This window comes from Micromonospora sp. NPDC005806 (assembly GCF_042871425.1).
Lineage (GTDB): Bacteria > Actinomycetota > Actinomycetes > Mycobacteriales > Micromonosporaceae > Micromonospora.
Map to the genome: position 1 here is coordinate 18,269 of NZ_JBIAIL010000003.1, position 21,734 is coordinate 40,002.

Genomic DNA, 21,734 nt, shown 5'->3' on the forward strand with positions numbered 1-21,734 from the left:
AGCGTGCCCCGTCCAGCGAGCCGATGCTCTCGCTCGATCGGATCGAGGTCTACTACGGCAACATAGCCGCCGTGAGGGGCCTCTCCCTCACCGTCATGCCCGGCGAGATCGTCACGCTGCTCGGATCGAACGGGGCCGGAAAGTCCACCACGCTGCGCACCATCTCCGGGCTGCTGCATCCGCGACGCGGCACGATGACTTTCGAGGGGCGCCGGCTCAACGGATTGCCCGCGCACCAGATCGTGCGCCTCGGGATCGTTCAGGCGCCGGAGGGTCGCCGGATCTTCCCGCGCATGAGCGTCGATGAGAACCTCGACCTCGGCGCGTTCGTGCGTACCGACAGGCACGGGATCGCCGCCGACAAGGAGCAGGTCTACGAACTGTTCCCCCGCCTGCGCGAACGCATCGCGCAGCGCGCGGGCACGTTGTCCGGGGGCGAGCAGCAGATGCTCGCCCTCGGCCGGGCGCTCATGGCGAGGCCGAAGCTGCTGCTCCTCGACGAGCCGTCAATGGGTCTCGCCCCGGTGCTCGTCGAGCTCATCTTCGAGACCATCGCCCGCATCCGGCAGCAGGGCACCACGGTGCTGGTCGTCGAGCAGAACGCGCTCGCGGCACTGGAGATCGCCGACCGGGCGTACGTGCTGGAGTCCGGCCGGCTGAAGGTGTCAGGCGCGGCCGTCGACGTCGCGAACAACCCCGACGTCGTCCAGGCCTACCTCGGCGGCTGATCACGGCTGGGGAAGCACCGCCTTCGCACGCCTTGCCGGTCTCAGTTGTGCCGGGATATGTGCCCGACGATCTTCACACTAGGCCGGGCAGGCCGTACGGGAAGGGCCCTTGTTGGCAAGGGGCCCTTCCACGCCACCTCAGTCGAGCAGCTCGGTCACCGTGCCGGCGGCCACCGTACGGCCACTCTCCCGGACCGCGAAGCCGAGCCCGACATCCATCGCGGTCGGCTGCCCAGTTCCACCGACAGGTCAACGGTGTCGCCCGGCAGGACCATCGTCACGTCACCGAGGTCTATCGATCCGACCACGTCTGTTGTGCGGAAGTAGAACTGCGGCCGGTAGTTGGCGAAGAACGGCGAATGGCGATAATCGTGGACGAGTCCGGCGAGGCGATCGCGACGGCGGATGTTGAGGTCCGTGATCGTGATGGGATCGGTGATCGGGTCGGGTAGCGGGTGCAGGGGCCGAGCGTTGTTGATGCCGCGGCGCGGGCGATGAGCGTGGTAATGCCGCTCGTACTGGCGTAGCGCGTGCGGCAGATGTGGCTGGTTCCAGATCAAAGTCCGGTCCAGCAGTTCGCGGCGACAGGTCTGGATTCTGTGCTCGCGGGGTTGGCGCGCTTCCGGCCGGGCCGCGTCGGTTAGTCCTCGAACCAGCACTCCTCGTGCGCCACCATGCTCGCCTTGAGCCGGGTGTTGACGCCGATCTGCTGGTAGAGCGACTGGAGCAGCCGGTACATCGCTCGCTCGGAGTAGCCGGTGTCCGAAGCCAGGCGGGCCACGGTTCAGCCGTTGGACAGCCGTCGCATCCAGGCGACCTGCTCCGCTGAGGGAGCCGAGCGGCGCGGGGGCCGGCCACCTCTGCCGGTCAGCAGGAGGTCGGCTACATCAGCCGGCATGACTGCCTCGCCGTCGAGCGTCGCGGCCACCGCCCGCCGCAACGCCGGCACCGTCGCCGCGCGCGCCACCACCGACCGGGCACCGGCCCGCACCGCCCGCACGCCCACAGAGGGAACGTCGCCGGACGGCAGCGCGACGACGAGTGGGAGGGGCCGCATGCGGCACAGCGCGGTCAGCCCGTCCAGGTCGTCGGCAGAGTGCATGGTCAGCAGCGCGTCGAACAGTGCCGGGTGTGTGCCGTCGCGGTCGCGGATCAGGTATCGCGCACTTGAACCGGCGTCCTGCAGGTCCATGACGATGTTGCGGGCCCTCCGGGTCACCCACGCGGTGGCCGAAGGTGTTGAGGATCACTCCGGCCGGGGCTGCCGGGTTCGGCGATATGAAGAGGTATTCAATTGCCTAGGCCGTTAGTCGGGTGGGGAGGGCGTGTGGTGCTGCCGCTGTATGAGAGGAAGGCGGAGTTCTTCCGCACGCTTGGGCATCCGGTGCGTATCCGGGTGCTGGAGTTGCTCGGTGATGGGCCGATGACGGTGCGGGATTTGCTGGCTGATGTGGACATCGAGGCGTCGAGCCTGTCTCAGCAGTTGTCGGTGCTGCGTCGGGCGGGGATCGTCACGTCGAGGCGGGACGGGTCGGCGGTCATTTACGCGCTCGCGGGGCCGGACGTGGCGGATCTCATGCGGGCGGCCCGCCGCTTTCTCACGGAGATGCTGGCCGGTCAGGCGGAGCTGCTGGAGAGTCTCCGTGGGGACCGGGTCGACGCTGACGGCGAGCCGCTGTCGGTCCCGCGGTGAGCGCCGCCGTGCTCGGCCGGGCGGCCTGGCGCCGGGTGGTTGGTCTTCTGCCGGGGGCCACGGATGTCGCGGCGATGCGGAGGCAGCCTCGCCGTGACCTGGTCGCCGGGCTCACCGTTGCGGTGGTGGCGCTGCCGTTGGCGCTGGGGTTCGGGGTGTCGTCCGGTTTGGGGGCCTCGGCCGGTTTGGTGACCGCGATTGTGGCCGGTGCGCTCGCCGCGTTGTTCGGCGGGTCGAACCTGCAGGTGTCTGGGCCTACCGGGGCGATGACGGTGGTGCTGGTGCCGATCGTGGCGCGGTACGGGCCGGGCGGGGTGCTTACCGTCGGCGTGCTGGCGGGCCTGATCTTGCTGGCACTGGCCCTGCTCCGCGCCGGACGGTACGTGCGTTACGTGCCGGCGCCGGTGGTGGAGGGCTTCACTGTGGGTATCGCCGCGGTGATTTTCCTGCAGCAGGTGCCTGCCGCGTTGGGGGCGCGGAACCCGGACGGTGAGAACGTCGCCGTGGTGGCGTGGCGGGCGTTGGTCGAGTTCGCTGGCCATCCGAACTGGCCCGCGCTGGTGGTGGCGCTCGGGGTGGCGGCGGTGATGCTGGCCGGTGCGCGTTGGCGTCCCACGGTGCCGTTCTCGCTGATCATGGTGGCCGCGGCTACCGTTACTGGGCAGCTGTTGTCGCTCGATGTCGCCCGCATCGGTGTCCTGCCCGCCACGCTGCCCGCCCCCTCGCTGGGTTTCCTGGACCTGGCCGCCGTGCCGACGCTGTTCACCTCGGCGTTGGCGGTCGCTGCCTTGGCCGCGCTGGAGAGTCTGCTGTCGGCGACGGTCGCCGACGGCATGACGGTGAATCAGCGCCACGACCCGGATCGGGAACTGTTCGGTCAGGGGGTCGCGAACCTGGTGACTCCGCTGTTCGGCGGCGTACCGGCGACGGCGGCGATCGCCCGTACCGCGGTCAACGTCCGCTCCGGCGCCCAGTCGCGACTCGCTTCGCTCACCCACGCGGTCGCGCTGGCGGTGATCATGCTGGTGGCCGCTCCGCTGGTGGCGCACATCCCGCTTGCCGCGCTGGCCGGGGTGCTGCTGGCCACGGCGGTGCGCATGGTCGAGGTGGGTTCGCTGGCCGTCCTGGCCCGCGCGACGCGCTCCGACGCGCTCATCCTGGTGCTGACCGCGATAGCCACCCTCGCCCTGGACTTGATTGCCGCCGTCGGGATCGGCCTGCTCGTCGCTGGCGCGTTGGCCCTCCGCAAGATCGCGCGTGCGGCCCGGTTGGAGGAGGTGCCGCTCGACATCGCCGATCACCACGTTGAGGAGGCGGCCTTGCTCCGGGAGCACATTGTGGCCTACCGCTTCGATGGACCGTTGTTCTTCGCGGCCGCCCACCGCTTCCTGCTCGAACTGTCCGAGGTGTCGGATGTGCGGGTGATCATTTTGCGGATGTCGAGGGTGTCGACGATTGATGGTTCCGGCGCGCTGGTGTTGCGCGACGCGATCGAGCGTCTCGAACACCGCGGCATCGCGGTCTTTGTCTCCGGTGTGCGGACGGGGCAAGAGAAGATCCTCGACGCGGTCGGCGTGCTCGACCGGCTCCGCGCTGCTGGTCGCGTCTTTCCCGACACGGGAGAGGCGATCGGCGCGGCTCGCGCCCATTTGCGCAGCACCGGCGTCCTGGCCACCGAGGAGCCGGGCGTGCTCGACGCCGCCGGGCAGTCGTGACGGAACTACACCGGGAGGGTGGATGCGGCGATGAACCCGGCCCGGCGTGCGGCGTGGGACGCCTATCTGGCGGTGCGGGTTGGCCTGCTACCCGACCTTGATGTCCTGCCTGTGAGGGACCACAGGGTCGCGGCGAAGCTGGCCGGACTCGCGGTCCGCATCCGTCAGCACGCCCGGTTGTGGCCCGACTACGGAGGCAAACTCGTCGTCGCGGTCGGCCGCGCCCGTGAGCTGCAACGCGCTGGCGATCGCGCCGGCCTGACCGCTCTGCTGCGAATCATGTTCCTGTGGCTGTTCAGACTCTCACGCGGTACCGCACGGCTGCCAGGCACGGCACCCGGCAGTAGCTGACCCGGTGCCGGCGTCGGAGGATCGTCCCGACGTGGGTGAACGGGCGTCGGCGGCTACCAGGCCGGCACGGCTGGCGAGGCCGTCGAGTGGTGAGGTTGCCGGCGAGTTCGGTGCGATGGGTTGGCTTCTCCTCCTGTCGGCATCCCGGCATGGGAGTCCAAGGGTTGCCAGCCGGCCGTCGTTCCCGGCTGCGGGAGGCGGCATGGCCCGCCGTACGAGAGATGGGCCGGCGGGCCATGCCGGATCAGGGCGCCGTCATCGCAGCGAGCACGGGGGGCGTCGAATCTCTGCCGACAGGGCCGCCCGCGGTCGATATGCCGGACTGGTCCCAGGGCTCCGTGCTGGCTCTATGTGTGATCCGCTTCCCGACGCCCTCATGACTTGCTAACTTTAGCAAGTCGCGAGATGCGCTTGGTTGCAGATCGCCAAGGTGGGGAGGCGGCTTACGCCGCGCCCGTCCGGGTGGCTGACGCCTCGCAGTCGCGGTCGCTGGTACGTAGGCGGCCTCATTGATGGATGCTGACAGGAACGGCGGTCCCGGATGCCAGGACGGCGCGAGGGATTGGCGGCAGGTGGCAGGCCGCCAGAAAGGGAGCGAGCTGCCCCTGCGGCGGACGAGGTGACCAGGCGGCGGAACCGGGTCGCGGTGGTGACCGACGGCACAGCGGTACCGGGCCGGGGCGCCGTGGGACTGGCGGCGGCGTTGCGGGTGGTGGACGGCAAGGCGGTCCTGTTTGCCCAGCTGGCCGCGATTGAGGCGGTGCCGATTTGTCTGGCGTCCACGGGCCCGGACGAGTTCGTGGCGGCGGTGCGGGCGCTGGCTCCCTCGTTCGATGCGATCGATCTGGAGGCGATTGCGGCGCCGGCCTGTTTCGAGGTGGAGCGACGGCTGCAGGAGGCGCTGGACATCCCCGTTTTTCACGACGACCAGCACGGTACGGCGATTGTGGTGCTGGCCGCGCTGCGCAACGCGTTGCGGGTGGTGGGCAAGCGGGTGGAGTCGGCGCGGCTGGTGGTGATCGGGGCCGGGCCGGCGGGTGCGGCGACGGTGAGGTTGCTGGTGGCCGGCGGCGCCACCGATGTGGTGGTGGTCGTGCGGGGCGGGGTGCTGCACCGCGACGACGTGCCCCGGTTGCCGCCGCATGAGGCGTGTCTTGCCGGGTGGACCAATCTGCGGCGGGTGCGGGGCGGGCTGGTTGAGGCATTGGCTGGGGCGGACGCGGTGGTCGGGTTCTCCCGGGCGGGGGTGCTGACCCGGGAGTTGGTGGCGTCGATGGGCGAGGCGCCGGTGGTGTTCGCGTTGGCCGCACCCCAGCCGGAGATCCGCCCGCAACTGGTGAGTGACATCGCCACGGTGGTGGCCACCTGTCGCGCCGACCACCCGAACCAGATCGACAACGCGCTGGTGTTCCCGGGGGTGTTCCGGGGTGCGCTGGATGCGGAGGCAACGTGGTTCACGACGTCGATGAAGCTGGCCGCCGCTGATGTGCTTGCCGGGCTGATTTCCCGGGAGGAGCTGTCGGCCACCCGGCTGCTGCCTGGGGTGCGCGACAATCGGGTCGTGCCTACCGTGGCGGGGGCGGTGGCGGCGGTCGCGGCCGAACTTCGGCGCAGTTCGCCTCCGGCCGGCGGCGTGCCGCGGCAGGACGCAGCTCGTAGCGTGTCTCCCCAGGAAGGGGTGGGCTCGTGAGTACGCCGTTGTATCAGGCCAAGGCCGAGTTTTTTAAGACGTTGGGGCATCCGGCGCGGATTCGGGTCCTCGAGCTTCTCGCGGAGCGGGAGCATGCGGTGTCGGAGTTGCTGCCGCACGTGGGTATCGAAGCGGCGCATCTGTCGCAACAGTTGGCGGTGCTGCGCCGGGCGAGCCTGGTGGTGACTCGCCGAGACGGTTCGACCGTGTACTACTCGCTGGTCAGCCCGCAGGTGGCGGAGTTGCTGGCGGTGGCGCGGCGGATCCTGACCGAGGTGTTGACCAGTCAGGCCGAGCTGCTGGGTGATCTACGCGCCGCTGAGCGGGCTGATTCCTCGTGAGCGCGCGCTCCCAGCAGCGCGGGCAGGAAGGCCCGGGAGGACGTCGATGAGGGGGAGTGGATGGTGGGGCTGATCGGCAAGATCCGCAGCTTGGGTCGGGTGGCCGAGCGCGCCCCGGGCGCGTCGGCGCAACCGCTGCCGGCCGCGGCCGCGTTGGATGGATCGGCGCAGGTGCGGCACGTGGATGCCGGGTCGTGTAACGGTTGCGAGATCGAGATCGGCAGCCGTTCAGCCCGGTGTATGACAGCCGAGCGGCATGGGGTGCGGCTGGTGGCCTCGCCGCGGCACGCTGACGTGTTGACAGTGACGGGCCCGGTCACGGTGAACATGGCAGGGGCGCTACGTAAGACGTACGAGGCGCGGCTCGACGCCCTCACCATCCCCGTCCACACCAACGGCGACGTGTTGGCCCGCTTCCTCGTACGCGCCGACGAAATCCGCACCTCCGCAGCGATCCTCACCGCGCTCCTGCCCACCCTCACCAGCGGCACGGCAGCCAGCAAGCACACCTTGCCGGCACCCGGACGCCGAGCGGCCGACGTAGGCATCGTCGAAGGCTGGCGCGGCGCCATCACCCACCGCGTCGAACTGAACCCGGACGGCGCCATCACCCGCGCCAAAATCGTCGACCCCTCGTTCTTCAACTGGCCGGCCCTGCCCGTCGCACTCGCCGACACAATCGTCCCCGACTTCCCCTCACCAACAAAGCTTCAACCTCTCCTACGCCGGAAACGACCTCTGATGCCAGGTAGGAGCAGGCCCCCGCTGCTCGCGATTTCTACTGGCGCACCTACACCGGCCGCGCCGACCTTGCCACCACCGTCATGGCCAGCCTCGAACACGACGCGTCCGACGCGGGGGGACGGCTACGGCGACGGCGACCTGCGTGTGATCTACATGCCGAATAGGCCGAGTCCTGGCGATCGTGACGGCCTGGGTGATCAGATGCAGCCATGACAGCTCTCTCGTGGCGTGACGGACTGCAGGAACTGCGCCGACTGGTCGCGGCGGAAGGCGGCGACCCGGATTGCATCCAGGACGTCGGCCTCGCGTGGCGTGCCTTCCGAGCGTTCCTCGTGGTCCCGTTGGACGGTCTCTTCGACCGCTGGGACGGTGACGTGGAAGCGGACACCCTGGTTCTCGAGTTCGGTGCCTCCGAACGGCCGGACGGCCCGCCGCGGCTGCTGCTCGCCCGGCGCTTCGCCATCCCTGCGGTCGAATGGCACGATGGTATGCCGGGCGGCGAGGACGCGCTCGATCTCGCGGATACGGTCCAGATCGAGATGGAGCTGACATTTCCTCCCGGCACCAGTGGGGAGGCCGACGGCTTCTGGACGGCGGCGCGCAGTGGTGAGTTGGACGTGACGGCACTCGCCGAGGCCGGGGATCTCGTGACCGGGCTCCGGCTCGGGCCGATCCGTAGCAGGATCGCACTGACGAACTGCAACTAAGAGGTCCCAACAAAATGATCTAGCGGCTTTGCCCCTTGTAGAGGATGATCTACAGTGTTCGGCCGTGAGGCGTGGTGAGCAGCCGCCGGCTCCAAGATCCGCCAGGCGGATTACCGTTCAAGGCTGCATGACGGGGCACTAGTCGAGTTGGCGCGCGTTGGCGAAGCGGAAGCTCCGCCATGCCCCGCGCATCCCCTGACCGCGGATCGATGTACTGCGGCCGTGGGCCTGGGGGTGCAGCGTGAACAGGCCGAAGCCGAGACCCACGCGGTCGGGTAGTTGGTCGAGCGTGACCGTGTAGGTGAGCTTGCCGTCGACGAACCAGCGGGCGCGTGGTTGGTCGGTGTCGAGTTCGATCACGTACTGGTTGGAGTGGCCGGGCGCGCTTCGCGTGCCAGCGAACGGAGCTTCGATGAGGTACGTGAACGCGTTTTCAGGTGCCACGTTGGGCAGCGGTAGTTGCTCGTGCAACGCCCAGATCCGCTCCCCTGATGTGGCGAAGTCGAACACCGTCCCGGTCGACATGTTCACGACGTTGAAGATGGCGACGCCGTCGCGGAAGTCGTGCGCGTTGCCGTGATGGCTCTGCGCTGACATCTCGACGGCGAAACGTGCCGTACCGTGGTCGGGGAGTGCGAACAGCGCGCGCGAGACGTACGCGTGCTTGGGGTCGTCCAGCATGTGCGAGCCGTCGAAGCGCAGACTGAAGCGCGGGACGTCGACTTCGGCGCCGCCGGCGACGCGGACAATCTCGTTCGGCTCCTCGTGACGGCGTACCTCCGCACCGAGCGGCACCTCCAGCGTTGACCACCGGCTCAGGTCACCGGATGCGAAGTCGTCGTACGTCGACCACTCGGTCCCGCGCTGGTTGCCGGCGGCATCGTTGGCGGTCATGCCGGATCCTCCCTCGCGACGGCAATTGCACCGCCCGTCGAAGATACGCCTCCGCCGGCCCTGACCAGGCCGGGAAAGCCGACAGCCACCCGCCCCGGGGATCACGAGTCGGGCCGCACTCGCCGCCTGCACGGGTGGAACTCAGCAGCCGAGCGCGCCGCTGCGAGCTCGCCCAAGGTTGTCGCGGTCGCCGATCCCGGCGCGGAGGAAATCCGAAGCCGCTGCGCGGACGGAATCCCGCCAACTACCGTCGGACGTGACACGGTTTCGCGCCGGTCACGTCCCGGGCCCCCGCCTGCCGCCCGCCCGCCGGCGAGGCCTTCCTGACCCAGGTCGTCGCTCCCCGCCCCGCCTGACCGTCCCGGCGTACATCGCCGGCAACGAGTCTTCACGGAGGCCGCACCATGCCCGGAACCACCTCCACCGGCCCCGGCTCGCCAGACGCAGAGGCGGCGGCAGCGGCGCACCCGCGGCGTTGGGTCGCGCTCGCGGTCATCGCGGTCGCCCAACTGATGGTGGTGCTGGACGCCACGATCGTGAACATCGCGCTTCCCCAGGCCCAGGCCGACCTGGCGATCACCGACGCCGACCGGCAGTGGGTGGTCACGGCGTACACGCTGACCTTTGGCGGGCTGCTACTGCTCGGCGGCCGGATCGCCGACTACTGGGGCCGCAAGCGGACCTTCCTGGTCGGCATGGCCGGCTTCGCGCTCGCCTCGGCCGTCGGCGGGCTGGCCACCAGCGGCGGGATGCTCTTCGCCGCGCGCGCGTTGCAGGGCGCGTTCGGCGCGCTCCTCGCCCCAGCCTCGCTCGCGCTGCTCACCGTGCTGTTCACCGAGACGCGGGAGCGGGCCAAGGCCTTCGCCGTCTACGGCGCGATCGCCGGTGGCGGGTCCGCCGTCGGCCTGCTGCTCGGCGGCGTGCTCACCGAGTACGCCGACTGGCGGTGGTGCCTGCTGGTCAACATCCCGATCGCCGCCGTGGCGCTGGCCGCCGCGATCCCGCTGGTGCCGGAGAGCCGGGCGCACGGCGACACCCGGTACGACGTGCCCGGAGCGCTGGTGGTCACCGCCGGCCTGGTAAGCCTGGTGTACGGGTTCACCCGGGCCGCCGAGCACGGTTGGAAAGCCACCGCGACGATCACGTTCATTGTGGTGGGCGTCGCGCTGCTCGCCACGTTCGTGTTGATCGAGCTGCGCTCCCGCCACCCGCTGCTGCCGATGCGGATCCTGCTGGACCGCAACCGCGGTGGGGCGTACCTCGCCTCCACGCTGATCGGCGCCGGCCTCTTCGGCGCGTTCCTCTTCCTGACCTTCTACTTCCAGGTGGTGCTGCGGTACACGCCGTTGGAGGCCGGCCTGGCCTCGCTGCCGGTGACCGCCGGCGTGCTGCTCGCCGCGGGTGGCGCCAGCCAGCTGCTGCCCCGCGTCGGCGCAAAGCCGCTGATGGTGGGCGGCGCGGCGCTGGCGGCGTTGGGCATGCTCGTGCTCACCCAGGTCCACGTGGACACCTCGTTCGTCACCCACCTGCTACCCGCCCAGGTCGTCCTCGGCCTGGGGCTCGGCTTCACGTTCGTGCCGCTGTCCAGCCTCGCCCTGTATGCGGTGCCCGAGCACGACGCGGGCGCGGCCAGCGCCACGCTGAACGCCACCCAGCAGGTCGGCGGCTCGCTCGGCACGGCGCTGCTCAACACCATGTACACCAGCGCGGTGACGGGGTACCTCGCGACCCGGGTGCCGGGCCCGGCCACCCAGGTCAGGGCGCTGGTCCACGGGTACTCGGTGGCCTTCGCCTGGGGCGCCGGGTTGATCCTGCTCTCCGGCCTGACGACCCTGATCCTGATCAAGGTCCACCGGCAGGACGTCCCCGCCGGCGGTGCCGTGCACATGGGCTGAGCCCTGCCGCCGCTGCCGCTTGCGCACGATGACCGGGGCGAAGCTGCCATCCCGCTCCCGCGGCACGTCACCCGGCCGGCTTCGACTCGGTGGAGGGTTCGACGGTCCGCTGCCCGGCCGCCGCGCACGCCCGGCGCACCGCGAGGGTCTCCCGGATCCGCCGCCGGGCCGCCCGATACCGTCGGTCATCGTGGCAGCTGCGGTGAGCGGGCTCAAAGATCATGTCCGACTCCTGAATCACATGGCGGCAAGATAGGCAGTTGGATGTGAAGAACCGCGAAGAAGGCGTGGTCCGGCCGCGCGGAGCCCTGGGTGATCACGGCGTTTCCTGCTGCTGGCCGGCCATCAGTAGCCGATGGGCTCGCGGACGAGGACGACGGTGCCGCGCTCGGGGAACATCTCGCGGTTGATGATGAGGATCTTGGCGAGCATGGCGGGTTGGCCGGTCAACGCACGGAATCGGGCGACTTCCCGTGGGTAGGAGTAGGTCTCGATGCGTCGCAGGGCGGTCTCGAGGTTCGGGACGACCTTCTGGGCGCCGACGACCCAGATACTCTGGGGCCGCGTTGAAGCTGTAGAGGCTGAGCTGGCTTCCGCTGGCGGAGGCGGCGAGGAGCCGCCCGTCCTCGGTCACCGCGTGGACGCTGCCGACGACGACGTCGGGCGCGGCGCCTGCGATACGCATCTCGTCGAATCGTCCTTCCTCCCGAAGCTTCATGAGCTTCGGGCGCATCGGGGTGAACCGGCCCGAGGTGTTGATGTCGTCGTCCAGTCCGGACAGACGAAGCGTTTCGCTGGACGAGGTGAAGATCGTCTTGTCGGTGGGCAGCAGACGGTTGACCAGCGCGCGAGCGTCGGCAACACGCTCGACGATCTCGACAGCGAAGTTGTGTTCGCGAAGCGCCTCGGCAGCGCGCTGCAGCTGCTCCTCGGTGGCTGCCTGCTCGGAGGTCTCGTCGAGCGGCAGGCCAGCCTCGGTGGTGGTCGGGGTGGTCATGTGGTTCCTCGCTTGTTTGTTGTTTCAGCCGCTGTCGCGGGCTGGGGTTTCGATCAGGGTGCTGTTCGCCGGTGCCGTGATGTGTGGGTCAGAGGCTGGCGGCCCGGAGAACGAGAGCCCCGCGACGCGTCCCGGATCATGGCCGGCCTCCCGGCGCTGCAGCCCGGCGAGAGCGCCGCTGACCCCACGGGTCAGTCCGGTCACATCGGCCCGGTCAGCGCCGGTCCGACGGTGTCGTCGGAGTCGATGAGCGCCGTGATATCCGGACGGTAGTGCGGCGATAGCGCCGCCCGGGATGCTGCCGGCAACTGATGTCTGCGGAAGGGTCTGCGATGCGTGCCCGGAAGATGTCCGCCCCACTCGCGTCACTGGTCAGCCTGGTGACCACAGCCTCGGCCCTGGTGGCCGTCACACCGCTCGCCGCGACGGCGGCGCCGCCAGCGCAGGGCGAGTTGGGGGAGGTGGCGGCCCGGTCGGCCGCGGTAGCGGCCGGTCGCCGGGTGGAGGCCACCGCCCTGCGTACCGACCGGCAGCAGGTCTTCGCCAACCCCGACGGCACCTTCACTCTGCAGCAGTTCGTCGTCCCGGTGCGGGTCCGCCGCGGGACCGGCTGGGTGCCGGTCGACACGAACCTGCGTCCTGGCCCGGCCGGCATGGTGGCACCGGCGGCCACCACATTGGACATGGCCTTCTCCGCCGGTGGCGACACCCCCCTGGTACGGCTGCGTCGCGACGGCGCCGAGCTGGCGCTGCACTGGCCGGGGAAGCTGCCCACCCCGGTGCTCTCCGGTGACACCGCCACCTATCCGGAGGTGCTGCCCGGCGTCGACCTGACCATGCGGGCCAGCGCGGAGGGCTTCACCCAACTACTGGTGGTCAAGTCGGCGCAGGCGGCGGCCAACCCCGCCCTCGCGACCGTCCGGCTGCGCACCACGACCAGCGGCGTGACGGTACGACCGACGCCCGGCGGCAACCTGACCGCGGTGGACCGGTCCGGGCGTCCGGTCTTCGAAGCCCCCGCGCCGTACATGTGGGACTCCACCGGCGCCGGCAGCCGGCAGGTGCCGGGCGGCCGGGTCCGGTCGATGCGGGTCGGGGTGAGCCCGGACGAGCTGGCCCTGGTGCCCGACCGGCAAATGCTGACCGACGCCGTCACCCGGTACCCGGTCTACATCGATCCGTCCTGGTCGGGTGCCCGACTGGCCTGGACACAGGTGTGGAGCAACCTGCCGAGCCTGTCGTTCTGGAACGGCGCCAACGACGCCGAGGACGAGGCCCGGGTCGGTTACGACGCCACCGACGGGAAGCTGACCCGATCCTTCTTCCGGTTCGACACCACCGGCGTGAAGGGAAAGCACATCCTCGGGGCCACGCTGCAGACGTACGAGGTGTGGTCCCGCTCCTGCACCGCCCGGCAGGTGGAGGTGTGGGCGACCAACGCCATTTCGTCGTCAACGACCTGGAACAACCAGCCGACCTGGGCATACCGGATGGATTACAAGAGCCTCGCCAAGGGCTTCTCGTCGTCCTGCCCGGCCGGTGGCGTGGAGTTCAACGTCACCACGCAGGTCGTCAACGCCGCGGCGGGCGGATGGAGCAACGTCACCCAGGGGCTGCGGGCCTCCAGCACCGCGGAGTCCAACAAGGACACGCTGTCCTGGAAGCGGTTCCGGAACAAGCCGTCGATCACTATCAGCTACAACACCGTGCCGAGCAACCCGACGAACCTGACCACCGACGGGTCGTCCACCTGCACCATCGGATCCGGCCGGCTGATGCTCGGCACGGCGACCCCGACGCTACGGGCCTCGGTCAGCGACCCGGACAACGCCGTGAAGGCGCACTTCCAGTGGTGGGCGGTGGGCGGCACGGCGCCGGTCGGCGAGTACACTTCCGCGTCCGTGGCCGGCAAGACGCCGACCATTGTGGCGAAGACGGTTCCGTCCGGGGCGTTCACCAACGGCTCGATCGCCAAATGGCGGGTCCGGGCCGAGGACGGCACCGACAGCAGCGCCTGGAGTGCCTGGTGCGAGTTCCAGGTCGACACCAGCAGACCGCCGATCCCGACGATGACCTCCAGCGCGTTCCCGGACGGCGCCGAGGGCGACGCGGTGATGGGCGTCAGCACCTCGGTGACCTTCGGCGCCAACGGCGGCACTGACGTCACCTCGTACGAGTACAGCGTCAACGGTGACGCCACCGCGTTGAACAAGACGGCCACGCCGGCCACGGCGGGCGGCTCGGTGACCGTCTCGCTTACCCCGGACCGGTTTGTCAACTGGCTCAACGTCCGGTCGGTGGACAAGGCGGGCAATCGATCCTCCGTCGCCACAGTGGTCTTCTACGCCGCCTCGCCACCCGGACCGGTGGGCGAGTGGATGCTGGACGAGACCGGTGACGGCACTGTCGCTGTCGACTCCTCGGCCGGTGCCCACGACGCCCCGCTCGCCGGCGGCGCGACCTGGTCGGACGGCGTCCAGGGCGGCGCTCTGCACCTGGACGGCGTGAGCGGCTACGCGGCGACGGCGGGCCCGGTCGTCGATCCGACGAAGTCGTTCTCGATCAGCGCCTGGGTACGGCTGACCGACACCTCCCACAACGCCGTCGCGCTGACCCAGGTGGGCGCGCATGCGAGCGTCTTCGCGCTCTACTACTCCAGCTCCTACCGGCACTGGGTGTTCAACCGCACGCCGGCCGACGCCGACGCCGACAACTACACCCGGGCCGTCGGGACGAGCGCCCCGGCGGCGAACACCTGGACCCACCTGGCCGGGGTGTACGACGCGCCGGCCCAACAGATCCGGCTGTACGTCAACGGCGTGCTGGAGGCAACCACCGCATTCACCACGCCATGGAGCTCCACCGGCGGCCTGCAGCTCGGCCGCTCGCTGGTGCACAGCACGTTCGGCGAGTACTGGACCGGTGACATCGACGCGGTGCGGGTCTACAACCGGGTGCTGCTGGCCGGCGAGCTGCAGCAGGTGCCCCGGCTGGCCGGGCAGTGGAAGCTCGACGAGACGACCGGCACCACGGCGGCCGACGCGGTCGGCGGCCACCTGGCAACCTGGTCCGCTACCGGTGTCACCCGGATCGCCGGGGTCAGCGGCAACGCCGTGGCGGTGAACGGTTCCACCGGTGTGCTGACCGCTTCCGGGCCGGCCGCGCGGACCGACGCGAGCTACACGGTGACCGCCTGGGTCCGGCCGGACAGCCTGACCAAGAACGGGATCGCGGTCAGCCAGCTCGGCGGCACGGTGGCCGGCTTCAACCTCGGCTACTCCTGGAACACCGACTACGCGGCGTACCAGTGGTCCGTGCAGACCTCGGTCACTGACGCCTCCGGGTCTGAGCTGCACGAGGCGGTTGACCTGTTCGACACACCGACCGTCGGGACCTGGGTTCAGCTCGCGGCCGGCTATGACGCGCAGGCACACCGGCTGCGGCTTTACGTCAACGGCCAGGCGGTGGCCGAGACGTACCACGCCAGCGCGTGGAACGCCGGCGGCAGCCTGTTGATCGGCCGCGGTCAGGCCTCCGACGTGACGTTCTCGCAGTACTTCACCGGCGGGATCGACGACGTCCGGGTGTACGCGGGCGTCCTCTCCGATCAGGAGATCTTCGACAGCTACAACGACGTCGCCAACCAGGCGTAGGAGGCCGGCGATGATGCTCAGCTGGACACGCATTCGGATCCGCCTCGCGGGGGCGACCGCCGCGGCCGTCCTCGCCGGCGGTTTGGTGGCCACCCCGGCGTCCGCGGCACCGCCCACTCCCGGGCCTTGGCGGTCGGCGACGCAGGCACAGCGGTCGGTGCCCGGCCGCGACTTCGTCGGCCGCCCGATGCCGGCCGACCCGGGCGCGGCCGCGGTGCGGCGGTCGGCGCCGGTGGTCCGCTGGCCGGCGGCCGCCACGGCCGAGGTGGCCGTGCCGGTCGGGGCGACCCGCCAGCAGGCCGGCGCTCTCCCGGTCCGGGTGGGTCAGCCGGTCCGCCCGACTGCGGCCAAGGCCGGTGAACCGGCGATCAGTCCGGACCGGGTCCGGATCCAGGTGCTCGACCGGTCGACCACCGAGCGGGCCGGCGTGACCGGCCTGCTGGTCACCGTCGGAGCGGCGCGCGCCGGCCGGGTGTCGGTCGAGGTCGACTACTCCTCGTTCCGCGCCGCCTACGGCGGGGACTGGGCGTCCCGACTTCATCTGGTCCAGTTGCCGGAATGTGCGCTGACCAGCCCGCAACGCCCGGAGTGCCGGGCCGAGAAGGCGCTGCCGACCGACAATGCGGTTCGGGCCGGCAAACTCACCGCCGACATCTCGGTCGGCGCGACGGCGACCCTGCTGGCGGCCACCGCGGCGCCGGCCGGCAGCGCTGGCAGCTACTCGGCGACCCCGCTGGCCGCCTCGGCATCCTGGGAGGCCGGCGGATCGGCCGGCGACTTCAGCTGGACGTACCCGATGGACGGGCCGCCGTCATTCGGTGGCCCGGAGCCGGACCTGAACATCTCCTACTCCTCGGGCAGCGTGGACGGCCGGACCGCCGGCACCAACAACCAGGCGTCCTGGGTGGGCGAGGGCTGGGACCTCAACGAGGGTTTCATCGAGCGGCGGTACAAGTCGTGCTCGGACGACGCGACGACCACTCCGAAGCCGTACGACCTGTGCTGGGAGACCGACAACGCGTTCATCACCCTGAACGACCGGACCATCGAACTGGCCAAGGACGACACCACCGGCGCCTGGCGGCTGCGCAACGATGACGGCTCCCGGGTGGAGCGGCTGACCGGTGCCACGAACGGCGACAACGACGGTGAGTACTGGAAGCTCACCAGCCGCGACGGCACTCAGTACTTCTTCGGGCTCAACCGGCTGCCCGGTTGGACCACCGGCAAGGAGGTGACGAACTCGGCGTGGACGGCGCCGGTCTTCGGCAACGACACCGGCGAGCCCTGCCACGCCTCGACCTTCGCGACGTCCTACTGCAACCAGGCCTGGCGATGGAACCTCGACTACGTGGTCGACCCGGACGGCAACGCGATGTCGTACTTCTACACCACCGAGACCAACTACTACGGTCGCAACATGACGCCGTCGGCCGGCACCGCGTACCACCGGGGCGGCTACCTGACCCGGGTCGACTACGGCCAGCGCTCCGACACCATGTATTCGGCGCCGGCGCCGATGCAGGTCGCCTTCGGCGTCGAGGAGCGGTGCGCGGCGGGTGCGACCTGCGGCACCGGTGTGATCACCAAGGACACCGCGAAGAACTGGCCCGACGTCCCGTACGACCAGGCCTGCGCGGCCGGCGCGACCTGCACCGACCTGTTCGCCCCGACGTTCTGGACGCGTAAGCGGTTGGCCAGCGTCACCACCCGGGTGTGGGTCTCCGGGACCACCTACCGCGACGTCGACACCTGGACCCTGGGCTACCAGTTCCGGGACCCCGGCGACGGCACCTCGCCGGCGCTGTGGCTGGCCTCCCTCACCGACACCGGCAAGGTGGGCGGCAGCACCGCCCTGCCGGCCGTCACCTTCGAGGGCACCCAGCTGGAGAATCGGGTGGATGCGCAGGAGGGCATCCCACCGATGTACAAGTGGCGGCTCACCGACGTGTACGACGAGTCGGGCGGCCACGTGCGGGTCAACTACTCGGCCAAGGAGTGCACCCGGGCGGCGCCGCCGACCCCTGACTCGAACGCCCGCCGGTGCTTCCCCCAGTACTGGACCCCGGAGGGCGCCATAACGCCCCAGCTGGACTGGTTCCACAAGTACGTCCCGATCCAGGTCCTGTCCGACGACCAGTCCGGCATCGCCGGGATCGAGGAGACCGACTACGAGTACCTCGGCGGCGGGGCCTGGCATCACGACGACAACGAGCTCACCCCGGCCAAGTACCGGACCTGGAGCGAGTGGCGCGGGTACGGCCGGGTGCGGGTCACCCACGGTGCGCCGGGCGAGGTGCGCTCCCAGCAGGAGACGCTCTACCTGCGGGGCATGGACGGCGACAAGCTGACCAGCGGCACCCGCAGCGTCTCGGTGACCGACTCCGAGGGGGTCGCGGTGACCGACCACCCGGCGCTCGCCGGGTTCGTTCGGGAATCGATCACCTACAACGGGGTCGGCGGCAGCGAACTGGACGGTGAGATCGACGACGCGTGGATCTCGGCGGCCACCGCCGCCCACGGGTCCACCAAGGCATACCTGACCGGGGTGGCCGAGAAACGCAACCGGATCGCGTTGACCTCCGGGTATCGGCGCACCGAGACGCAGACCAGCTTCGACTCGTACGGGCTGCCGACCCAGGTCAGCGACCTCGGCGATACGTCGACGAGCGCCGACGACGAGTGCAACCGGACCACCTACGCCCGCAACACCGGGGCCTGGATGGTCGACTACGAGGTGCGCGTCGAGCGGGTCTCGGTGAATTGTTCGGTGAGCCCGTCCCGCCCTGCGGACGTGCTCTCCGACGGCCGGACCTTCTACGACGGCTCCACCACCTTCGGCACCGCGCCGACCAGGGGCGACGAGACCCTGACCCAGGAGCTCGTCAACTATTCGGGCGGCACCCCGACGTACGCGCAGGTGACCCGGGTCAGTTACGACAGCTACGGCCGGCCGCTGAACTCGTACGACGCCCTGGATCAAAAGACCAGCACGGTGTACACGCCGGTCAGCGGGGGGCCGACCACCGCCGTCGCCGCCACCAACGCACTCGGACACACGACGACCACCACGATGGAGCCGGCCTGGGGTGCGCAGGTCGCCACGGTCGACGCCAACGGTCGCCGTACCGACCTGACCTACGACCCGCTCGGCCGGCTCACAGCGGTCTGGCTGACGGACCAGTCCAAGTCCGCCGGTGCGCCGGCGAACCTGAAGTTCTCCTACCTGGTGCAGACCTCGGGACCGAACGTCGTGACCACGCAGAGCCTGCGTGACGACGGCGGCTACGACCCGGCGTACGCGTTCTACGACGGCCGGCTGCGGCCGCGTCAGACCCAGGAGCCGGCCTCCGGCGGTGGCCGAGTCGTCACCGACACCTTCTACGACTCGCGTGGCCAGACGGTCAAGACCAACGCGCCGTACTGGAACAGCGCGGCCGCCGGCACCACCCTGCTGACCGTTGCCGACAACACCGTGCCGTCGCAGACCCGCTTCGTGCAGGACGGTGACGAGCGGGAGACCAACCAGATCCTGCTCTCCTATGGCGTCGAGAAGTGGCGTACCACCACCAGCTACGGCGGCGACCGGACCACCGTCGACCCGCCGGCCGGCGACACCCCGACGACCACGCTCACCGACGCCCACGGGCAGACCAGCGAGCTCCGCCAGTACACCTCGGACTCACCGACGGGCGGCTACGACGCCACCACCTACACCTACACCCGCTCGGGTGACCTGGCGACGGTCACCGACCCGGCGGGCAACGTCTGGCGGTACACCTACGACCTGCGCGGGCGCAAGGTGCGCGACGACGACCCGGACAAGGGAACCACCACCTACACCTACGACAACGCCGACCAGCTGCTCACCGAGACCGACGCCCGCGGCACCACCCTGGCGTACAGCTATGACGACCTGGGCCGCCGGACCGGCCTCTACGAGGGGTCGACCGCGGGACCGAAGCGGGCCGCCTGGACGTACGACACGCTGGCCAGCGGTGCGGTGGTGAAGGGACAGCCGGCGACGTCGACCCGGTACGTGAACGGCAACGCTTACACCACCGCGGTCAACGGCTACGACCTGCGCTACCGCTCGCTCGGCAGCACGGTCACCATCCCGGCCAGCGAGGGCAACCTGGCCGGCAGCTACCGGGTGAACACCGGCTACACGGCCACCGGGCTGCCGCTGCTCGTCTCCTACCCGGCGGCCGGGGGTCTGACCGCGGAGACCCTGCGGTACGGCTACGACGGTGACGGCCGGTTGCAGACCGCCCAGACCGGGTTGGCGACCATGCTGACCGCGGCCAGCTACACCCCGTTCGACGAGCCGGCGCAGTACACCCTGCAGGCGGTCGCCGGGAAGCAGGTCGCGCAGACCTTCTTCTACGACGACGCGACCCGCCGGTTGACCCGTTCGCTGGTCGACCGCACGGTCGCCCCGCTGCACCTGGCGGACGTCAACTACAGCTACGACCCGGCCGGCAACGTCACGCGGATCGCCGACACGCCGCTCGGCGGGACGGCGGACACCCAGTGCTTCAGCTACGACTACCTGCGTCGGCTGACCCAGGGCTGGACGGCGACGGACAACTGCGCCGCCGCCCCGAGCCCGTCGGTGCTGGGTGGTCCGGCCCCGTACTGGCAGTCCTGGACGTACGACAAGACCGGTAACCGACTCACGGAAACCAACTACGACACCACCACCGGCGCCGGGGTGACCAGCACCTCGACGTACCCGCCGGCCGGCTCGCCGCAGCCGCACGCGCTGTCCACGGTGGCTACCGGGGGGCAGACCAACTCGTTCAGCTACGACAGCACCGGCAACACCGTCGGCCGGAACGTGGCCGGCTCGGCGCAGGCCCTGACCTGGGACCCCGAGGGCACGCTGGCCTCGGTGACCGAGGGCGGCAAGACCACCGACTACCTGTACGACGCGAACGGCAACCGGCTGATCCGCCGGGACGCGGACGCCGTCACCCTCTACCTCGGCGGCACCGAGCTGAAGTTGACGAAGGCGACCGGGGCGGTGTCCGCCACCCGCTACTACCCGCTCGGCTCGGTCACCGCGGTGCGGACCGTCGCCGGTCTCACCTTCGAGGCCGCTGACCGGCACGGCACCGCACAGCTGTCCATCGACGCTGATGACCTCGCTGTCACCCAGCGCCGCTACCTGCCCTTCGGCAAGCAGCGCGGGGCCACCCCGAGCTGGCCGACCGAGAAGGGCTTCGTCGGCGGCACCGTCGACCCGACCGGACTGACCCAGCTCGGCGTCCGGGAATACGACCCGGTGACCGGACGGTTCATCTCGGTCGATCCGCTGATCAACCCCAACGAACCGCAGCAGATGAACGGGTACGCCTACGCCAACAACACCCCGATGACCGAGAGCGACCCGGACGGTCGCTGGTCGTACGACCCGGGCACCGGTCACTACTGCGATGCCTGTGGCGGCTACGACACCCCGAACGCCCACAAGAGCAAGCCCAAGAAGAAGAAGTCGACGAAGAAGCGCTCGTCGAGTTCGGGTGGCTCGCACTTCTGCGACGGCTGCGAGTACGGCGGCAGCGGCAACCACCACTACCACCCGAAGCGCAAGAAGGTCTCGCCCGCCGATCTGCACATGTACGACCAGCGGAAGGCGGCCGAGGCACGCCGGCTGGCCCGCGAGTACGCGGCCAAGAAAGCCCGGGAGGAGGCCGCGAAACGGGCCCGGCTGGCCGCGCTGAAGGCCAAGAAGGACCAGTGGATGCACTGCATGGCCCGGTACGCCGGCTACACCAGCATCTGCGGCAAGGATCCGATTCCCCGTAACGGTGGCTTGTACGACCATCTCTACAAGCACGTGGGCATCGGTTGGTCGGCCTGTGTAGGAACGTGCTACAAGGTCAAGTTCCAGAACGGCAAGATCAGCGTGAGTGCATCGATCAACAGCAACCCGACTCTGCCCGGTCCCGGCTCGCTGTTCCCGACCATTTCCTACTCCCATCGGTCCCACGGGCGCCACGACATCAGCGTCTCGGGAAGCGTTGGCCGATGGGGTGGCGGTTACGGCATCGACGAGAAGACCGGCAAGGTCGATTGGGATGACTGGGATGTCTCCGTCGGCACCAACCCTGCGGGTGGCTGGATCGGCACCGAAAACCAGGGCATTACGGCAGGTGGGATGACCATGAGCTACACCATCTGGAGCAGCTGCCGGCGCGGCTCTTGCCAGTAGCCGTCCGTGAACCGGCTGGCCGTCGTGGCATCCCGCCACGGCGGCCAGCCGCGTTCCGGGTCCCTGTCCGGACGCGCCGTGTCCGGACGGTGGCCGCCGTCCGCGCTCG

Annotated in this window: 16 protein-coding genes and 1 pseudogene; 11 read left to right on the top strand and 6 right to left on the bottom strand. The window is 70.0% G+C overall.

Going from position 1 to position 21,734, the window contains the following annotated elements; genetic code table 11:
- The first annotated feature begins 23 nt into the window (after positions 1–23).
- The gene (locus ACFYOS_RS04870; RefSeq protein ID WP_387136347.1) at positions 24–728 is read left to right on the top strand and encodes an ABC transporter ATP-binding protein; all 705 of its coding nucleotides are present in this window, start codon (positions 24–26) and stop codon (positions 726–728) included.
- 138 nt (positions 729–866) lie between these two features.
- Here ACFYOS_RS04870 and ACFYOS_RS04875 read toward each other — a convergent pair.
- From ACFYOS_RS04875 to ACFYOS_RS04885, 3 genes and pseudogenes are all read right to left on the bottom strand, one after another.
- Positions 867–1,093: pseudogene (locus tag ACFYOS_RS04875) on the bottom strand (elongation factor Tu); the annotation flags it as partial.
- A gap of 275 nt (positions 1,094–1,368) precedes the next feature.
- A complete protein-coding gene (locus ACFYOS_RS04880; protein WP_387136081.1) occupies positions 1,369–1,509 on the bottom strand; it encodes a hypothetical protein in 141 nt (46 codons plus the stop codon).
- Between the two features lie 3 nt (positions 1,510–1,512).
- On the bottom strand, positions 1,513–1,920 hold the full coding sequence (locus tag ACFYOS_RS04885; protein ID WP_387136082.1) for a hypothetical protein: 408 nt from the start codon (positions 1,918–1,920) through the stop codon (positions 1,513–1,515).
- A 135-nt stretch (positions 1,921–2,055) separates the two neighbouring features.
- Between ACFYOS_RS04885 and ACFYOS_RS04890 the strand changes: the two genes are divergently transcribed.
- The 7 genes from ACFYOS_RS04890 (at position 2,056) to ACFYOS_RS04920 (ending at position 7,969) form a co-directional block, all read left to right on the top strand.
- On the top strand, positions 2,056–2,421 hold the full coding sequence (locus ACFYOS_RS04890) for an ArsR/SmtB family transcription factor (RefSeq protein WP_387136083.1): 366 nt from the start codon (positions 2,056–2,058) through the stop codon (positions 2,419–2,421).
- Entirely contained in the window at positions 2,418–4,136 is a 1,719-nt protein-coding gene (locus ACFYOS_RS04895; RefSeq protein ID WP_387136084.1) for a SulP family inorganic anion transporter, read from the top strand. The genes ACFYOS_RS04890 and ACFYOS_RS04895 overlap by 4 nt, the downstream gene beginning before the upstream one ends.
- Positions 4,137–4,154: 18 nt before the next feature.
- Positions 4,155–4,487 (top strand): hypothetical protein, encoded by a 333-nt coding sequence (locus ACFYOS_RS04900; protein ID WP_387136085.1) that lies wholly within the window; start codon positions 4,155–4,157, stop codon positions 4,485–4,487.
- A 541-nt stretch (positions 4,488–5,028) separates the two neighbouring features.
- The gene (locus ACFYOS_RS04905) at positions 5,029–6,177 is read left to right on the top strand and encodes an NADP-dependent malic enzyme (protein WP_387136086.1); all 1,149 of its coding nucleotides are present in this window, start codon (positions 5,029–5,031) and stop codon (positions 6,175–6,177) included.
- A complete protein-coding gene (locus ACFYOS_RS04910) occupies positions 6,174–6,518 on the top strand; it encodes an ArsR/SmtB family transcription factor (RefSeq protein ID WP_387136087.1) in 345 nt (114 codons plus the stop codon). Before ACFYOS_RS04905 ends, ACFYOS_RS04910 begins: the two co-directional genes overlap by 4 nt.
- Before the next feature lie 60 nt (positions 6,519–6,578).
- Positions 6,579–7,475 carry a hypothetical protein gene (locus tag ACFYOS_RS04915; RefSeq protein ID WP_387136088.1) on the top strand — a complete coding sequence of 299 codons (897 nt, stop codon included), beginning with the start codon at positions 6,579–6,581 and terminating at the stop codon, positions 7,473–7,475.
- Positions 7,472–7,969: a hypothetical protein gene (locus ACFYOS_RS04920; protein WP_387136089.1), complete on the top strand. Its 498-nt coding sequence runs from the start codon at positions 7,472–7,474 to the stop codon at positions 7,967–7,969. The genes ACFYOS_RS04915 and ACFYOS_RS04920 overlap by 4 nt, the downstream gene beginning before the upstream one ends.
- Before the next feature lie 138 nt (positions 7,970–8,107).
- Here the strand turns inward: ACFYOS_RS04920 and ACFYOS_RS04925 are convergent, their stop codons facing one another.
- Positions 8,108–8,863, bottom strand: coding sequence for a DUF6081 family protein (locus ACFYOS_RS04925; protein WP_387136090.1), 756 nt, complete (start codon positions 8,861–8,863; stop codon positions 8,108–8,110).
- Between the two features lie 404 nt (positions 8,864–9,267).
- Between ACFYOS_RS04925 and ACFYOS_RS04930 the strand changes: the two genes are divergently transcribed.
- On the top strand, positions 9,268–10,758 hold the full coding sequence (locus ACFYOS_RS04930) for an MFS transporter (protein ID WP_387136091.1): 1,491 nt from the start codon (positions 9,268–9,270) through the stop codon (positions 10,756–10,758).
- Positions 10,759–10,825: 67 nt separating this feature from the next.
- On the opposite strand, the gene ACFYOS_RS04935 is transcribed toward ACFYOS_RS04930, so the two are convergent.
- Positions 10,826–10,981, bottom strand: a complete 156-nt coding sequence (locus ACFYOS_RS04935; RefSeq protein WP_387136092.1) for a hypothetical protein — start codon at positions 10,979–10,981, stop codon at positions 10,826–10,828.
- 93 nt (positions 10,982–11,074) lie between these two features.
- Positions 11,075–11,755, bottom strand: coding sequence for an LUD domain-containing protein (locus ACFYOS_RS04940; RefSeq protein WP_387136093.1), 681 nt, complete (start codon positions 11,753–11,755; stop codon positions 11,075–11,077).
- 332 nt (positions 11,756–12,087) lie between these two features.
- Between ACFYOS_RS04940 and ACFYOS_RS04945 the strand changes: the two genes are divergently transcribed.
- Together ACFYOS_RS04945 and ACFYOS_RS04950 are read left to right on the top strand one after the other, a co-directional pair.
- Positions 12,088–15,408 (top strand): LamG-like jellyroll fold domain-containing protein, encoded by a 3,321-nt coding sequence (locus tag ACFYOS_RS04945; protein WP_387136094.1) that lies wholly within the window; start codon positions 12,088–12,090, stop codon positions 15,406–15,408.
- 10 nt (positions 15,409–15,418) lie between these two features.
- Positions 15,419–21,625: an RHS repeat-associated core domain-containing protein gene (locus tag ACFYOS_RS04950; RefSeq protein WP_387136095.1), complete on the top strand. Its 6,207-nt coding sequence runs from the start codon at positions 15,419–15,421 to the stop codon at positions 21,623–21,625.
- The last annotated feature ends 109 nt before the right edge of the window (positions 21,626–21,734 follow it).